This window comes from uncultured Anaerococcus sp., assembly GCF_963510915.1.
Taxonomy (GTDB): domain Bacteria; phylum Bacillota; class Clostridia; order Tissierellales; family Peptoniphilaceae; genus Anaerococcus.
On the sequence record NZ_CAUPHG010000002.1, the window covers coordinates 23,349 to 36,723 of the forward strand.

At 36.3% G+C, this 13,375-nt stretch carries 13 protein-coding genes; 12 read left to right on the forward strand and 1 reads right to left on the reverse strand.

The window, feature by feature from the left end:
* The first annotated feature begins 66 nt into the window (after positions 1-66).
* A complete protein-coding gene (locus RQ893_RS00585; protein ID WP_311481116.1) occupies positions 67-1,440 on the forward strand; it encodes a solute carrier family 23 protein in 1,374 nt (457 codons plus the stop codon).
* A 51-nt stretch (positions 1,441-1,491) separates the two neighbouring features.
* Here RQ893_RS00585 and RQ893_RS00590 read toward each other — a convergent pair whose 3' ends face one another.
* Complete coding sequence (locus tag RQ893_RS00590) at positions 1,492-1,803, reverse strand: hypothetical protein (protein ID WP_311481117.1); 312 nt, start codon at positions 1,801-1,803, stop codon at positions 1,492-1,494.
* Positions 1,804-2,180: 377 nt separating this feature from the next.
* Between RQ893_RS00590 and RQ893_RS00595 the strand changes: the two genes are divergently transcribed.
* From RQ893_RS00595 to RQ893_RS00645, 11 genes are all read left to right on the forward strand, one after another.
* Positions 2,181-3,113, forward strand: coding sequence for a substrate-binding domain-containing protein (locus RQ893_RS00595; RefSeq protein WP_311481118.1), 933 nt, complete (start codon positions 2,181-2,183; stop codon positions 3,111-3,113).
* Position 3,114: 1 nt separating this feature from the next.
* Entirely contained in the window at positions 3,115-3,978 is an 864-nt protein-coding gene (gene pstC / locus RQ893_RS00600) for a phosphate ABC transporter permease subunit PstC (RefSeq protein WP_311481119.1), read from the forward strand.
* A gap of 7 nt (positions 3,979-3,985) precedes the next feature.
* On the forward strand, positions 3,986-4,801 hold the full coding sequence (pstA, locus tag RQ893_RS00605) for a phosphate ABC transporter permease PstA (RefSeq protein WP_311481120.1): 816 nt from the start codon (positions 3,986-3,988) through the stop codon (positions 4,799-4,801).
* 8 nt (positions 4,802-4,809) lie between these two features.
* Positions 4,810-5,661: a phosphate ABC transporter ATP-binding protein PstB gene (pstB, locus tag RQ893_RS00610; protein WP_311481121.1), complete on the forward strand. Its 852-nt coding sequence runs from the start codon at positions 4,810-4,812 to the stop codon at positions 5,659-5,661.
* Positions 5,661-6,278: a PhoU domain-containing protein gene (locus tag RQ893_RS00615; RefSeq protein WP_311481122.1), complete on the forward strand. Its 618-nt coding sequence runs from the start codon at positions 5,661-5,663 to the stop codon at positions 6,276-6,278. The genes pstB and RQ893_RS00615 overlap by 1 nt, the downstream gene beginning before the upstream one ends.
* A complete protein-coding gene (locus tag RQ893_RS00620; protein ID WP_311481123.1) occupies positions 6,278-6,937 on the forward strand; it encodes a response regulator transcription factor in 660 nt (219 codons plus the stop codon). The genes RQ893_RS00615 and RQ893_RS00620 overlap by 1 nt, the downstream gene beginning before the upstream one ends.
* The gene (locus RQ893_RS00625; RefSeq protein WP_311481124.1) at positions 6,934-8,247 is read left to right on the forward strand and encodes an ATP-binding protein; all 1,314 of its coding nucleotides are present in this window, start codon (positions 6,934-6,936) and stop codon (positions 8,245-8,247) included. Before RQ893_RS00620 ends, RQ893_RS00625 begins: the two co-directional genes overlap by 4 nt.
* 64 nt (positions 8,248-8,311) lie before the next feature.
* Positions 8,312-8,620, forward strand: a complete 309-nt coding sequence (locus RQ893_RS00630; RefSeq protein WP_311481125.1) for a hypothetical protein — start codon at positions 8,312-8,314, stop codon at positions 8,618-8,620.
* Between the two features lie 28 nt (positions 8,621-8,648).
* Positions 8,649-10,175, forward strand: a complete 1,527-nt coding sequence (locus RQ893_RS00635; RefSeq protein WP_311481126.1) for a 4Fe-4S dicluster domain-containing protein — start codon at positions 8,649-8,651, stop codon at positions 10,173-10,175.
* A gap of 260 nt (positions 10,176-10,435) precedes the next feature.
* Positions 10,436-12,178 (forward strand): ABC transporter ATP-binding protein/permease, encoded by a 1,743-nt coding sequence (locus RQ893_RS00640; protein WP_311481127.1) that lies wholly within the window; start codon positions 10,436-10,438, stop codon positions 12,176-12,178.
* Positions 12,168-13,375: ABC transporter ATP-binding protein (locus RQ893_RS00645; protein ID WP_311481128.1), on the forward strand; the 1,208-nt coding region annotated here is incomplete at its 3' end. The genes RQ893_RS00640 and RQ893_RS00645, both read left to right, overlap by 11 nt.

Below are 13,375 nucleotides of genomic sequence, written 5' to 3' on the forward strand. Positions count from 1 at the left end.
GATAAAAGAATAATTTTCGTCACCGATTGGTGACTTTTTCTTTATCCCAAAAAAATAGGAGAAATAATGGAAAGTAAATTTAAAGAATTGTTTCAATTTGAAGGCAAAGTTTCTTTCAAAGAAGCCTTCCCCCTAGCACTCCAACACGTAATCGCCATGATAGCAGGTTGTGTAGCCCCAGCTTTAATTTTTGCTGATGCAGCAGGCCTTAGCCACGCTGATAGCATTATCCTTGTCCAGATGGCACTCATAGGTTCAGCCCTTACTTCATTTATTATGCTTTATCCAATAGGGATTTTGGGTAGTAAGTTGCCAATGATTTATGGTGTAGCCTTCCCATATGTTCCAACCATGATTGCCCTTTGTGGTCAATTTGAATCAGCAGGTCCTGCTGGAATTGTGGCCGTAGTTTTAGGAAGTCAATTAATAGGAGCTATTGTTTCTATAGTATTTGGTCTTGCCCTTAAATACATAACACCATTTTTTCCACCACTTGTATCAGGAACTGTAGTTTTGGCTATAGGCCTTACCCTATATCCAGTTGCTATTACAAATATGGGTGGAGCAGGATCAGTTATGGCCCCAGGTTGGGGAGCATGGCAATATTGGCTTGTTGGTATTATCACCCTTCTTGTAAATGTCGGTCTTAACCACTTTGGCAAGGGCATTACTAAACTTGCTTCAGTATTATTTGCCATGGTTGTTGGCTATATCATAGCATTTTTCTTTGATATGGTAGACTTAGCACCAGTTAGGGAAGCAGGTTGGTTATCAGTAGCAGCTCCACTTCACTTTGGCATAAAATTTGAACCATCAGCCATAATTTCCTTTGTAATCATCTTTATGGTTACTTGTATAGAGGGAATTGGCGATATGTCATCAACCACCATCGGAGGAATGGATAGAAACCCAACAGATGATGAGCTTAGGGGAGGAATTGTAGGTTTTGGTGTGGCAAATGTTATAGGTGCCTTTATAGGATGTCTTCCAACAGCTACATTTTCACAAAACGTTGGTATTGTATCTGTAAATAAGGTTATAAATAGAAGGGTATTTTTCCAAGCAGGATTAATCATCCTAGTTGCAGGCTTCATGCCAAAAATATCTTCATTACTAACTACCATCCCAGCACCTGTAGTAGGAGGCGCAACTCTTTCAGTATTTGCAGCCATAACTATGAATGGTATTAGGATGATAACCGAACAACCACTCACAGTGAGAAATACTTCTATAGTAGGAATCGCCATTGCAATTGGTTTTGGTTTTACAACCATAGTTACAACTGCTGACTCAGCAGGTATAACATTTATGCCAGAAGCTCTTAAAAACGCTATCGGTGTATCACCAGTAGTCCTTGCGGCCCTTGCATCAATTTTGATGAATGTAATGATTCCAGAAACAGAAGCAGACAAGAGACAAGAAAAATCAATAGAAATTTAAGTATTGAAAAAGTGAAGGTTTATTAGAAATTCCCTTCACTTTTTTTATTTATTATTTTTTTCTAAATTTTTGATAATCATACATTAGCAATGAAATCATAAAGAGGTATGAAATAAGTAGGTATGAGAAATCCTTATAGGCAAGATACTCTCCTAAAAAAACTGACGAACTTATCAAAAGTAAAATTTGTAAAAAATTAGTTTTATTTTTGATTTTATACTTAAAATGAATTATAAGACCGATAGCTATGGTTATAATAGCTAAAGCAAGTCCTAATTTTTGTAAGTCGTAATAAATCAGAATAAATATAATGGAAATTACAGTAAAGAATATAGCTTGTTCATATTTTATAATATATTTCATAGAATCAACCCTTATACATAGATGTTACTGGACAAAAGTGTGTAGCGCTTGAAATCAATCCAGTATAGTTACTCCATTTGTAAAGCATAATTCTGATTTTCCTTGCATATTATTTGCAGGAAAATCAAACCTATAATAAGTATTCTTCTTACAAGAACCTTCTACCAATAATTTACACTAATCTATTACCCATTTAACATATTAATAAACAAGTTTTGATTATTAATCGATAAGATAAGAAAAAAATTCAGGGTCTATAATAAAAGATGAAAAAAGCAATTAATAGCAAGATTTTACATACACTTTACAAAACTTTAAAATCTCTCGAATAATCATCTAGTATCATAGGCTTAAAGTTAGAAATTAAGGAGATTAATATGAAAATTACAAATAAGAAAATACTAGCAGCAACCCTTTCTCTTGGACTTATCCTAGCTGGATGTGGTAAAGAAGAAAAGGCTGAAGAAAAACCAGCCCAAAGTGAAACACCAGTAGAAAAAGAAAATACAAAAGGAACTGCAAAGGCAGAAGACTATGATTTCTCAGTTGTATCTCGAGAAGAAGGTTCAGGTACAAGAGGTGCTTTCATAGAACTTGTTGGCCTAGAAGAAGAAGTTGATGGCTCCAAAGAAGACATGACCACTCAAGAAGCTATAGTCCAAAACTCAACCAACGGTGTTATGCAAACAGTTAGCCAGGATAGCGAAGCTATCGGTTATATTTCCCTCGGTTCCCTAAATGATACTGTAAAAGCGGTTAAAATCGAAGGCGTAGAAGCTACAGAAGAAAATATAGTAAATGGGACTTACAAAATTTCTAGACCATTTAACCTAGCCTACAAAGAAGATAAACTAAATGATTTAGCCAAGGACTTTTTAAAATTCTGCCTATCAGAAGATGCCCAAGCCCTAACCTTAAAAGATGGTTATGTTCCATTAAAGGATACAGACAAATATGAGCCAGCTAAAGTATCTGGTACCCTCACAGTAGCTGGTTCTACATCTGTAACCCCACTTATGCAAAAAATGGCAGAAAAATACCAAGAACTTAACCCAGATGCCAAGATTGAAATCCAATCAATAGGTTCTTCTGCTGGTATAGAAGCAGTTATAGATGGGGCAGCAGATATAGCCATGGCCTCTCGTGAATTAAAAGATGAAGAAAAAGAAAAACTTGCCGTAGAAGTAATTGCAACAGACGGTATAGCAGTAGTTGTAAACCCAGCAAGCAAGGTCGAAGACCTAAGCATGGATGAACTTAAAGAAATCTTTAAAGGTGAATTAAAAAATACAAGCGAACTAGGAAAATAAAATGGGAAAGATAAGACAAAAAGTTGGTCATATAATTTTCCTCTTGTCTGCAGTAATGTCCGTATTTCTGATTCTTCTTATAATCTTCTTCATATTTTCAGAAGGAGTGAAGTTTGTAAATGAATACGGACTTTTAAGATTCGTAACCGGCAAGGTTTGGAAACCAACTGCAGGCAAGCCAAGATTTGGTATTTATCCGATGATTATTGGATCTTTGATAGTAACCAGCCTAGCAACCATCATAGCCCTACCATTTGGCCTCGCAATTTCTATATTTATGGCCTATTATGCAAAAAAATCTTATCAAGTCTTGAAGGCTCTCATGAACCTCATGGCAGCGATTCCCTCAGTTGTCTATGGCTTCTTCGGTATGATGGTCCTAGTTCCCATAGTGAAGGATATTTTTAAGGTAAAATCAGGTATGAATATGCTGACAGCATCTATCCTCCTAGCCTTTATGATTTTGCCAACCATGGTAAATATTTCCGAAAACTCCCTAAGACAAGTGCCAAAGACCTTTATGACGGGCTCTCTAGCCCTTGGGGCAACCAAGGAAGAAACTATTAGTAAAATTCTAGTTCCTTATGCCAGGTCTGGTATATTTTCATCAATCATCCTTGCCATAGGTAGGGCTATTGGTGAAACCATGGCAGTTTATCTAGTAATAGGTAATCAACCAGTCATGCCATCTTCTATTTTAAAAGGCACAAGGACACTTACAACTAATATAGTCCTTGAAATGGGCTATGCATCAGGTACCCACAGACAAGCCCTAATAGCCACAGGCATGGTCTTATTTGTCTTTATCCTTCTAATTAACATTGGATTTAATATAATAAGATTAAAAACCGAAGAAAGATTATAGGTGATTTATGAGTAAATTTTATAAGGGGTTAATAATGATCCTTACCCTCCTTGGCTATGCCGTGGCAGGTATCATTATTGCCTATATTTTGATAAAGGGTCTACCAAACATATCTCCTAGTTTATTTGAAATGAAATATACAACAGAAAATGTTTCGCTTATGCCCGCCCTTATAACAACCCTCTTAACCATAGGATTGACCCTCTTAATTGCCCTTCCTATAGGAATTTTCACTGCAATTTATCTATCAAACTATGCAAAAAATAAGCTTCTGATAAAGGCTGTTAGGTTTTCAACTGAAATCCTATCATCAATTCCCTCTATAGTTTATGGCTTATTTGGTTACTTATTTTTTGTATCGAATGCAGGCTACGGGCTCGGTATGAAGTATTCTCTCCTAGCAGGGTGTTTTACAGTGGCAATCATGGTTTTGCCAACCATAATAAGGACAAGTGAGGAGGCGATTTTGACTGTAAACCCACTACAAGCTCACGCTTCCCTTGCCCTTGGTGCAAGCAAAATTCAAACAATTTTCAGGGTTATCCTTCCAGATGCCATGGACGGAATCCTCGGAGGAATTTTTTTAGCAACAGGTAGGATTGTAGGTGAATCAGCCGCTCTAATTTTCACAATGGGGTCAAATACTGATATACCAAAGGGCTTATTTAAGTCGGCCAGGACTATGGCTGTTCATATGTACCTCCTTTCGTCAGAAGGTTTTCACGTTAAGGAAGCCTACGCCACAGCAGTCCTCCTCCTAGTCTTTGTAGTTTTGATAAATTTCATATCTACAAAAATTAGCAAAAAAATAGTAAAAGTATAGGAGCAATAATGGAGAAAATAAAAATAAAAGATTCTTTTGAAGATGCGAATGCCGAAAAACTTGTAAATAAAAAAACAAATATCAATCGAGATAAAAAAGAAGATAAGGATACTGCCATCCTAGTTAGGGACTTAGACCTTTGGTATGGCGATTTTAAGGCCCTAAAGAAAATAAATATGGATATAAAAAAGGGGGAAGTTACTGCCTTCATAGGTCCTTCTGGTTGTGGAAAATCTACAACTCTCAAATGCTTTAATAGGATGAACGACCTTGTTGATTCATGTAGGATAGAAGGTTTAATAGAGATAGAAGGAGTTGACATTTACAAAAAAGACGTAGACGTAGTAAGTCTTCGTAGAAATGTCGGCATGGTCTTTCAAGCGCCAAACCCATTTTCTAAGTCAGTCTATGACAATATAACTTATGGTCCAAAGATATCTGGAATCAAGGATAAGGATACCTTGGATGAAATTGTAGAAAGCTCTCTAAGGTCAGCTGCAATTTGGGATGAGGTTAAGGATAAACTTGACCAAAATGCCTTGTCATTTTCTGGTGGTCAGCAGCAGAGGATTTGCATAGCTAGAAGCTTATCAGTAAATCCAAAAATCATCCTAATGGATGAGCCAACAAGTGCCCTTGATCCTATATCAACTTCTGCTATTGAAGACTTGATGGATGAGCTAAAAGAAAAATACACCATAGTAATTGTAACCCATAATATGCAACAGGCAGCGAGGATTTCTGACCAAACAGCTTTTTTTCTTACAGGCGAGGTAATAGAGATGGATGAAACCAAAAAGATTTTTGAAAATCCATCTGACAAGAGGACTGAAGATTATATTACAGGAAGGTTTGGATAATGAGAACTAGGTTTAATAATGATTTAGAATCAATCAAGGAGATGAGCAAGGAAGTAAGCCAGTTAATTCTTATTTCCTATGACAGGATTGACCTCTATCTAGATAAGAAAAATGAAGAAAATTTGGACCATGTTATAGAGCTTTTTGATGATATTAGAAGAGGGGCATCTGGAATAGAGAGGTTTTGCTTTGAGCTTTTGGCCCTCCAACAACCAGTAGCCAGTGACCTTAGACTCTTGCAAATGGAAATAAAACTTGCATCAACCTTCAAAAGAATAGCCAGCCACCTAAATTCCGTAGCAGAAATCCTAAAGTCCTATAATATTAATGAGCAGGAAAAATATTTTCTAAAAAAATTTATAGAAAATGAAAAATCTATGCTAGAAGATGGGATAGGAGCCTTTGTGAAAAATGATAAGGATAAGGCCCTTGCCACAAGAAAGAAAGATACAATAAATAACAAGTTATTTGTTGATGCAATCACCTTTGCGGCAGATGAAAATAAAAATGATAAAATAGGTCCGGTAGAATTATCAAATAAGATTTTGCTGTTTAAATATTTTGAAAGACTTGGCGATAGAATCGCTAGAGTTGCAGACTTAGCAACGAGGTTATAATGATATATGTAGTTGAAGATGACGGTGCAATTAGAAATTTACTTACCTATGCCCTAACAGAAAAAGGTTATGAGGTAAAAAGCTTTGAAAATGGCCTAGCCATAGTTGATGAAATCAGGGAAAATCCTTGCGAACTTTTGCTTTTAGATTTAATGCTACCTGGCAAGGACGGGGTTTCTATCCTAAAAGAGCTTAGGAAATTTTCTGATATTCCTGTTATAATCCTTACAGCGAAAAATGATGAATTTGATAAGGTCACAGGCCTTGAAAGTGGGGCCGATGATTATATAACCAAACCATTTTCTATTTTAGAACTCTTATCAAGGGTCAAGGCGATTTTGCGTAGGGTAAATAAGGTTGACGAAGACCATCTCACCTACAAAAATATTAGTTTAAATATCAAGGAACGAACTGTAAAAGTCGATGGAAAAAACCTTGACCTAACCTTCAAGGAATTTGAAATGCTATATTTATTTATGAATAATATCGGCAATGTTATAACTAGGGAAAATTTTTTGACAAAAATTTGGGGCTATGACTACCAGGGCGAAACAAGGACTGTAGATGTGCACATAGCAAGCCTGAGATCTAAGCTACAAGACTCTGGTTCTTATATTTCAACCGTTAGAAACCTAGGTTATAAATTTGGAGAGATATGAAAAGATTAACAAAAAAGTCATTAATTACTACAACAACCATAGCAACAATCCTAGCTGTGGTTGTTAGTTTTTATACGAATGAAACTTATCATTGCTTCTTATCTTGGCTTGGCTTAATGATTTTATTATTAGCTTCCCACCTTTATATTGACAAGAGATTAGACCTCTATGCCAAAGAGATATCAAAATTTGACAAATACTACGATTTTGATCACCTTGGCGAAGACTTCGAAGATGTAGGTAAGATTTATGGCAATATCTTAAATAAAAATGTAAGGCTTGAAAAATCTATTTCCATCCTTAAAAAGCAGGTAGAAGAGCTTAAAAATATAACTTCAAATATGGAGGAAGGTTTTGTAGTTTTTGATCCCAAGGGAGAAGTTGAGCTTATAAATGAGGCTGCTAAAAATTTTTTAAACAAGAACGAAAGTGTAAGACTTGATAAGCTTATTGATGATAAGGAATATAGACTTGCCCTCAAAGAAGCAAGGATTTTATCCAAATCAAAATCCATAGCTTTGGATGTAAATTCCTACCACCTCAAGGTATTTATCGACCCTATTGTTGATGGAGGCAACATGGGGTTTGTTGTAATTATTATTGATTACTCAGAAACTAGGAAGGCTGAGCTAATGAGAAGGGAATTTTCTGCCAATGTCACCCATGAACTAAAAAGTCCCCTCACTTCCATAAACGGTTATGCGGAGCTAATTGCCACAGGGATTGCAAAAGAAGAAGACGTCAAAAAATTTGCTCAAATAATTTTTGATGAGGGAAATAGGCTATTGGAGATAATCGATGATATCCTAAGACTTTCAAAACTAGATGAAAAAGGCCTTGATATAGCCAAATCTTATGTGGATATCAAGGAAGAGATGAATCTTATAATTGACAAGTTTAGGCAAAACTCAGATGCGAAAAATATACAAGTAGTAAACAATTTGACTTTTTATAGACTTTACACAGTCAAATCTCTTTTTGTGGACCTTTTGTCAAATATTTATGAAAATGCTATCAAATATAACAAAGAAAGCGGGTCTATAGAAATTTCTTCCATACTTATAGATGACTCGCTAAGGATTTTTATAAAAGATACTGGGATAGGGATTGCAAGCGCTGATCAAAAAAGAGTTTTCGAGAGGTTTTTCGTTGCCGATAAGTCAAGGGATAGGAAGGTAAAATCAACTGGACTTGGTCTATCTATAGCCAAACACATAGCTGATAGTCTTGGTTTTAATTTAGACTTAGAAAGCAAAATAGGAGTAGGATCTACTTTTATTATAGAAATACCACTCAAGGAATATATATAATCTATATTGAAATATTTTGTTATATTTGATACAATCATAGTAAGAATATAAAAAGGAGACTTATATGAAGGTAATTATATGTTCATGTGCAAGATGTACAGCTCACGGTAATGAATATCTATATGATTCTGCTGAGCTTGTAAAGAAAGATGTTGATATTGCTTATGAAGTCGATAATTTAGGAAAAGCTCCTGAAATCGAAATTGTATATAAGAACATTATGGAAGAAGTAGAAGATGCAAAAAGATTATCACCTATAGTAAAAATAGATGAAGAGTACATAACCAAAGCTAAACCAGAAGTTCTTATGGAAAAAATGTATGCAAAGATGAAAGTCCTAAGAGACCAAAGAAGGTCAGAACTTAGTAAGTAAGAAAAGAATAGGTTAGTTGAGGTATTAAATGAAAGAATCGTACATAGATATATTAAACATAAGAAGGATGGCCTTTGAGGCAATTGCGAAGATTGCCTATGAGAATAGGCCGCTAACAGATATAGGTCTAGAGGTATATAATATTCTTCCTGGAGAAGAAGCATCCTACAGGGAAAATATCTTTAGAGAAAGAGCTGTAATGGGCGAAAGACTAAGAATGTGTATAGGTCTTGACGCAAGAACAGCTGACAAGACAGAAGCAATTACAGCTGGTCTTGCTGATATGGATGTTGATAGAAGAATCTACCACCCACCATTAGTACAAGTTATTAAAATCGCTTGTGAAGCTTGTCCAGAAAACAAGGTTACAGTCACAGACCAATGCCACGCTTGTATAGGTCACCCATGTGTGAATGTCTGCCCAAAAAATGCTGTAAGCTATTCATCAAAGGGCGCAAAAATTGACCAAGATAAGTGTATCAAATGTGGTAAGTGCGTTGATGCTTGCCCATACAATGCTATAAACCACCAAAAAAGACCATGTGCGGAAAGCTGTGGTGTAAAGGCAATCAAATCTGATGAATTAGGACGTGCATCAATTGACGAAAATAAGTGTGTGGCTTGTGGTAGATGTATAATAACCTGTCCATTTGGCGCTATATCAGATAAGGGAGAAATTTACCAATTAATCAAGTCTCTCCAATCAGATAGAAAGGTATATGCTATAGTAGCCCCATCCTTTGTAGGCCAATTTGGTGCAAATGTAAGTCCAAAACAAATCAGAGAAGCCGTTAAAATGCTTGGCTTTGATGATATGATAGAAGTAGGGCTAGGCGCTGACCTTACAACAATGAACGAAGCACATGAGTTCTTAGAATCTGTACCAACAGGTAAAATACCATTTATGGGTACATCTTGCTGCTTCTCTTGGAAACTTATGGTAAGGAAGAATTTCCCAGACATTAACGACAAGATTTCAGAATCATCTACACCTATGATTTACTCAGGCAAGCAAATGAAAAAACGTGATCCAAACTGCGAAGTAGTTTTCATAGGCCCATGTATTTCTAAAAAACTTGAAGCCCTAGAGCCAGAAGTAGCAGAAGTTATAGATTTTGTAATTACTTATGAAGAGCTTCTAGGAATGCTCCTTGCTAAAGGCATAGAGCCAGCTGAAATAGAAGTAGAAGAAGATATCATGGATGCTTCTCAAACAGGTAGGTACTACGCTGTAAGCGGTGGTGTTGCCCAAGCTGTTGAAAAGAGAATCCACGAAATCGACCCTGATGTGGTAGTAGATATGGAAAATGCAGAAGGCCTAGCTGACTGTGTTAAACTTGCAAGAATGGCAAAACTTGGCAAGATGAATGGCAAGTTAATCGAAGGAATGGCTTGTATGGGAGGCTGTGTTGGAGGTCCAGGAACAGTTGTTGATATCAAAAAATCTGGAAAGGCTGTTAAAGATTTCTCAGCAGCATCAATCTTCAAATCACCAGCAGACAATACAAATATCCCTACAGAAGATAGACCAGACGACAGCGTTTTACAAAAATAATAAATAATATGGGGCTGTTGCAAATTGTGAATAACTATCGTCCCATCATCATAGGGTTCTCTCTCAAAGTTTCATGTTTAGCCCGCCGGCTCATTGAGGTTCTTATGATGATATAGGGACGATTTATTCATTCTGCAACAGCCCCTTTTTGTGCCTAATTGTACTCGATGTATTTGACATATTCTGATACTGAAAATCAATTGCGTGGTTTTATTTCCTATGATAAAATGAAAATATAGATTTTTTAAACGAGGTGGTTTATGGTTAACAAAAAGCTTGTAGGGATTCTACAGGGATCAAAAAAATACTTGTACCTAAATTTACTTTTTAGGTTTGTGGCGCTTTTTATGCAAATTGGAATAGTTTGTATCTTTGGCGAAGTGATTTCCAAGGTTTTCAGCCAAAAAGTTGACGATATAAATTTAATTAGGATTTTTATATATGGTTTTACTTTTGTACTTGTCAAACTTTTTTGCCAATACATGGTAACTAGGATTTCCTTTTCTTCCACAAAATTTATCAAGGAAAAAATGAGGAAAATCATTTTCGATAAGCTAATGGATGATGGTATTGATTTTGAGGAAAGTCTGCCAACATCATCAATTTTGCAATTAGCTGTTGAGGGAGTAGACCAGTTGGAGATATATTTTACATCCTATATACCACAGCTATACTATTCTCTCTCATCTGCCCTAATTCTTTTTGCCTGCATCTGTTTTATCAGCGTTAATGCAGCTATCACCCTTCTAATTTGCCTACCGCTCATTCCGGTTTCTATAATTTTGATACAAAAAATTGCCAAGAAACTCCTAGGCTCCTACTGGACATCCTATATGAGCCTTGCTGATATTTTCTTAGAAAACCTAGAGGGCATCAATGAATTAAAATCCTATGGAGCTGATTCATATAGGCAAGACTTGATGGATGATTTTGCCGAGAAATTCAGAAAAGCGACCATGAGAGTCCTTGTTATGCAGCTAAATTCAACATCTGTTATGGATATAATAGCCTACGGGGGAGCGGCAGCCGGTATTGGTGTTGCCCTTATGGAATTTAGCCAAAGGGATATAAATATTTTTGGCCTTGTCTTTATTAGCCTTTTGGCAGCGGAATTTTTCCTTCCACTAAGGCTTCTTGGTTCATATTTCCACATAGCAATGAACGGTATAGCAGCCTCAAACAAGCTTATGGTCTTAATTGATAGCAGAGATAGAAATTTGGGAGGAGAAAGTCTACAAGCAGAAAAAATCGACCTTGGCTTTGATAATTTGAGCTTTTCCTATGATGGCCTAAGGCAAATCCTAGATGATATCAATATTGAAATCAAAACTGGCGACCTAGTTAGCCTAGTAGGCCTAAGTGGGTCAGGTAAGTCGACCCTTGCCAAATTAATAAAAGAACCAGGCTTAGCCTATGATGGGAAAATTTTAATAAATGGTAAGGAGAAAAAATCCTACAATCCAATTAGCCTTAACAAAAAGATAATAAACGTTGATTTTGATGGCAAAGTCTTTAAGGGCAGCCTTAGGGAAAACCTAAGCATAGCTGGCGAAGACATCACAGACGAAAAAATGCTTGAAGCTCTAAAAAAGGTCAACCTCTACGACTTTTTTATGGGCGAAGATGGACTTGATACAGAAATTTTGGAAAATGCTTCAAATATATCTGGAGGACAAAGACAAAGACTTGTCCTAGCTAGGGCGTTTTTATTTGATGGGCTTTTGTATATTTTTGATGAGGCAACCAGCAATATTGACGGGCCAAATGAAGCAAAAATAATGAAAATTATCCAAGACCTTGCCAAGGAAAAGGCGGTTTTAATTATTTCCCACAAGTTAATAAATTTAGTTAATAGCGACAGGATTTATTTCCTAGCAGACGGCAAAATCCAAAATTCAGGTAGCCACGCATACTTATACGAATCTTGTGAGGCTTACAAAAATATTTTTGACAAGCAAGAAGAACTTTGTTCTTATGCAAAGGGGGTAGCTTATGAAAACTAGAAGAACAGGCTTTGCCATCATGACCAACATGCTAAGCCTTGTTGGTGAATATAAACCAGTCATGGCGCTTGCCATTCTAATAGGTAGCCTAGGCCACCTTTGCGCAAGTTTTGTCACCATACTTGCTGGCTACGGAATCTTATCAAATTTTCAAAATGACGGTAAGACTCTTCTCATAATCAAACTAATGGTAGCCTTGGCAATTCTTAGGGGAATCTTCCACTATATCGAGCAATATGCCAACCACTACCTAGCCTTTAAGATTTTAGCTAAAATTAGACAACTAGTCTTTAAGAAAATGAGAAGCCTAGCTCCAGCAAAACTAGCAGGCAAGGATAAGGGCAATCTCATAAGTCTAATTACATCAGACATAGAATTGCTAGAAGTTTTTTACGCCCATACTATTTCCCCAATAGGCATAGCCATTACCTATTTGGTTTTTATGGAAATCTTTCTAGCAAGTTTTTCCATTTATCAAGCCATCTTGGCATTTTTCGCCTATACTAGCCTTGGCATCCTAACTCCTTTTATAATAAGCAAGAAAAATTCAAGCCTAGGTCTTAGCCTTAGGAATAAGACAGGAGATTTAAACTCCTTTGTCCTTGAAACAATTAGAAATATAGAAGAAGTCAAGCAATTTGACCTAAGGATGAGGCAGAAAAATATCCTTAGAATAAAATCTAGAAAGCTAAGGTCAACAGCCAATAAACTTGATCAGATAAGAGCGAAATCAGAAGTCTTAATTGGAGGCCTTATCCTAGGCTTCTCCTTTGCCATGCTCAGCTTATCGCTTTATCTCTACCAAAAAAATGTGATTGACCTAAAAGGCTTTATTATTCCAACCATAGCCATGTTCTCAAGCTTTGGTCCCTTTGTAGCCCTATCTAACCTTGGCAATATCCTATCCCACACCCTAGCTAGTGGTGATAGGGTCTTAGATCTTTTGGAAGAAAAGCCAATGGTAGAAGAAGTCATGGGTGATGATGAGAAAGAAGCTTTTACAAAGGCTGAAATTTCAAATATATCCTTCGCCTATGGCGATGAAAAAATCCTAGAAGATTTCTCTTTGGAAATAGACAAAGGCAAGATTTTTGGCCTTTATGGCAAGAGCGGGTCTGGAAAATCAACCCTTCTAAGGTTATATATGAGATATTGGGATGTAGATAAGGGAGAAATCAAAATCAATGATGAAAATAT

Excerpts from the sequence above, each read along its gene's own strand:
- pstA (WP_311481120.1), top strand. The coding sequence starts at position 3,986 with ATGAGTAAATTTTATAAGGGGTTAATAATGATCCTTACCCTCCTTGGC.
- RQ893_RS00620 (WP_311481123.1), top strand. The coding sequence starts at position 6,278 with ATGATATATGTAGTTGAAGATGACGGTGCAATTAGAAATTTACTTACC.
- pstB (WP_311481121.1), top strand. The coding sequence starts at position 4,810 with ATGGAGAAAATAAAAATAAAAGATTCTTTTGAAGATGCGAATGCCGAA.
- RQ893_RS00590 (WP_311481117.1), bottom strand. The coding sequence starts at position 1,803 with ATGAAATATATTATAAAATATGAACAAGCTATATTCTTTACTGTAATT.
- pstC (WP_311481119.1), top strand. The coding sequence starts at position 3,115 with ATGGGAAAGATAAGACAAAAAGTTGGTCATATAATTTTCCTCTTGTCT.
- RQ893_RS00595 (WP_311481118.1), top strand. The coding sequence starts at position 2,181 with ATGAAAATTACAAATAAGAAAATACTAGCAGCAACCCTTTCTCTTGGA.
- RQ893_RS00625 (WP_311481124.1), top strand. The coding sequence starts at position 6,934 with ATGAAAAGATTAACAAAAAAGTCATTAATTACTACAACAACCATAGCA.
- RQ893_RS00640 (WP_311481127.1), top strand. The coding sequence starts at position 10,436 with ATGGTTAACAAAAAGCTTGTAGGGATTCTACAGGGATCAAAAAAATAC.
- RQ893_RS00615 (WP_311481122.1), top strand. The coding sequence starts at position 5,661 with ATGAGAACTAGGTTTAATAATGATTTAGAATCAATCAAGGAGATGAGC.
- RQ893_RS00630 (WP_311481125.1), top strand. The coding sequence starts at position 8,312 with ATGAAGGTAATTATATGTTCATGTGCAAGATGTACAGCTCACGGTAAT.
- RQ893_RS00635 (WP_311481126.1), top strand. The coding sequence starts at position 8,649 with ATGAAAGAATCGTACATAGATATATTAAACATAAGAAGGATGGCCTTT.
- RQ893_RS00585 (WP_311481116.1), top strand. The coding sequence starts at position 67 with ATGGAAAGTAAATTTAAAGAATTGTTTCAATTTGAAGGCAAAGTTTCT.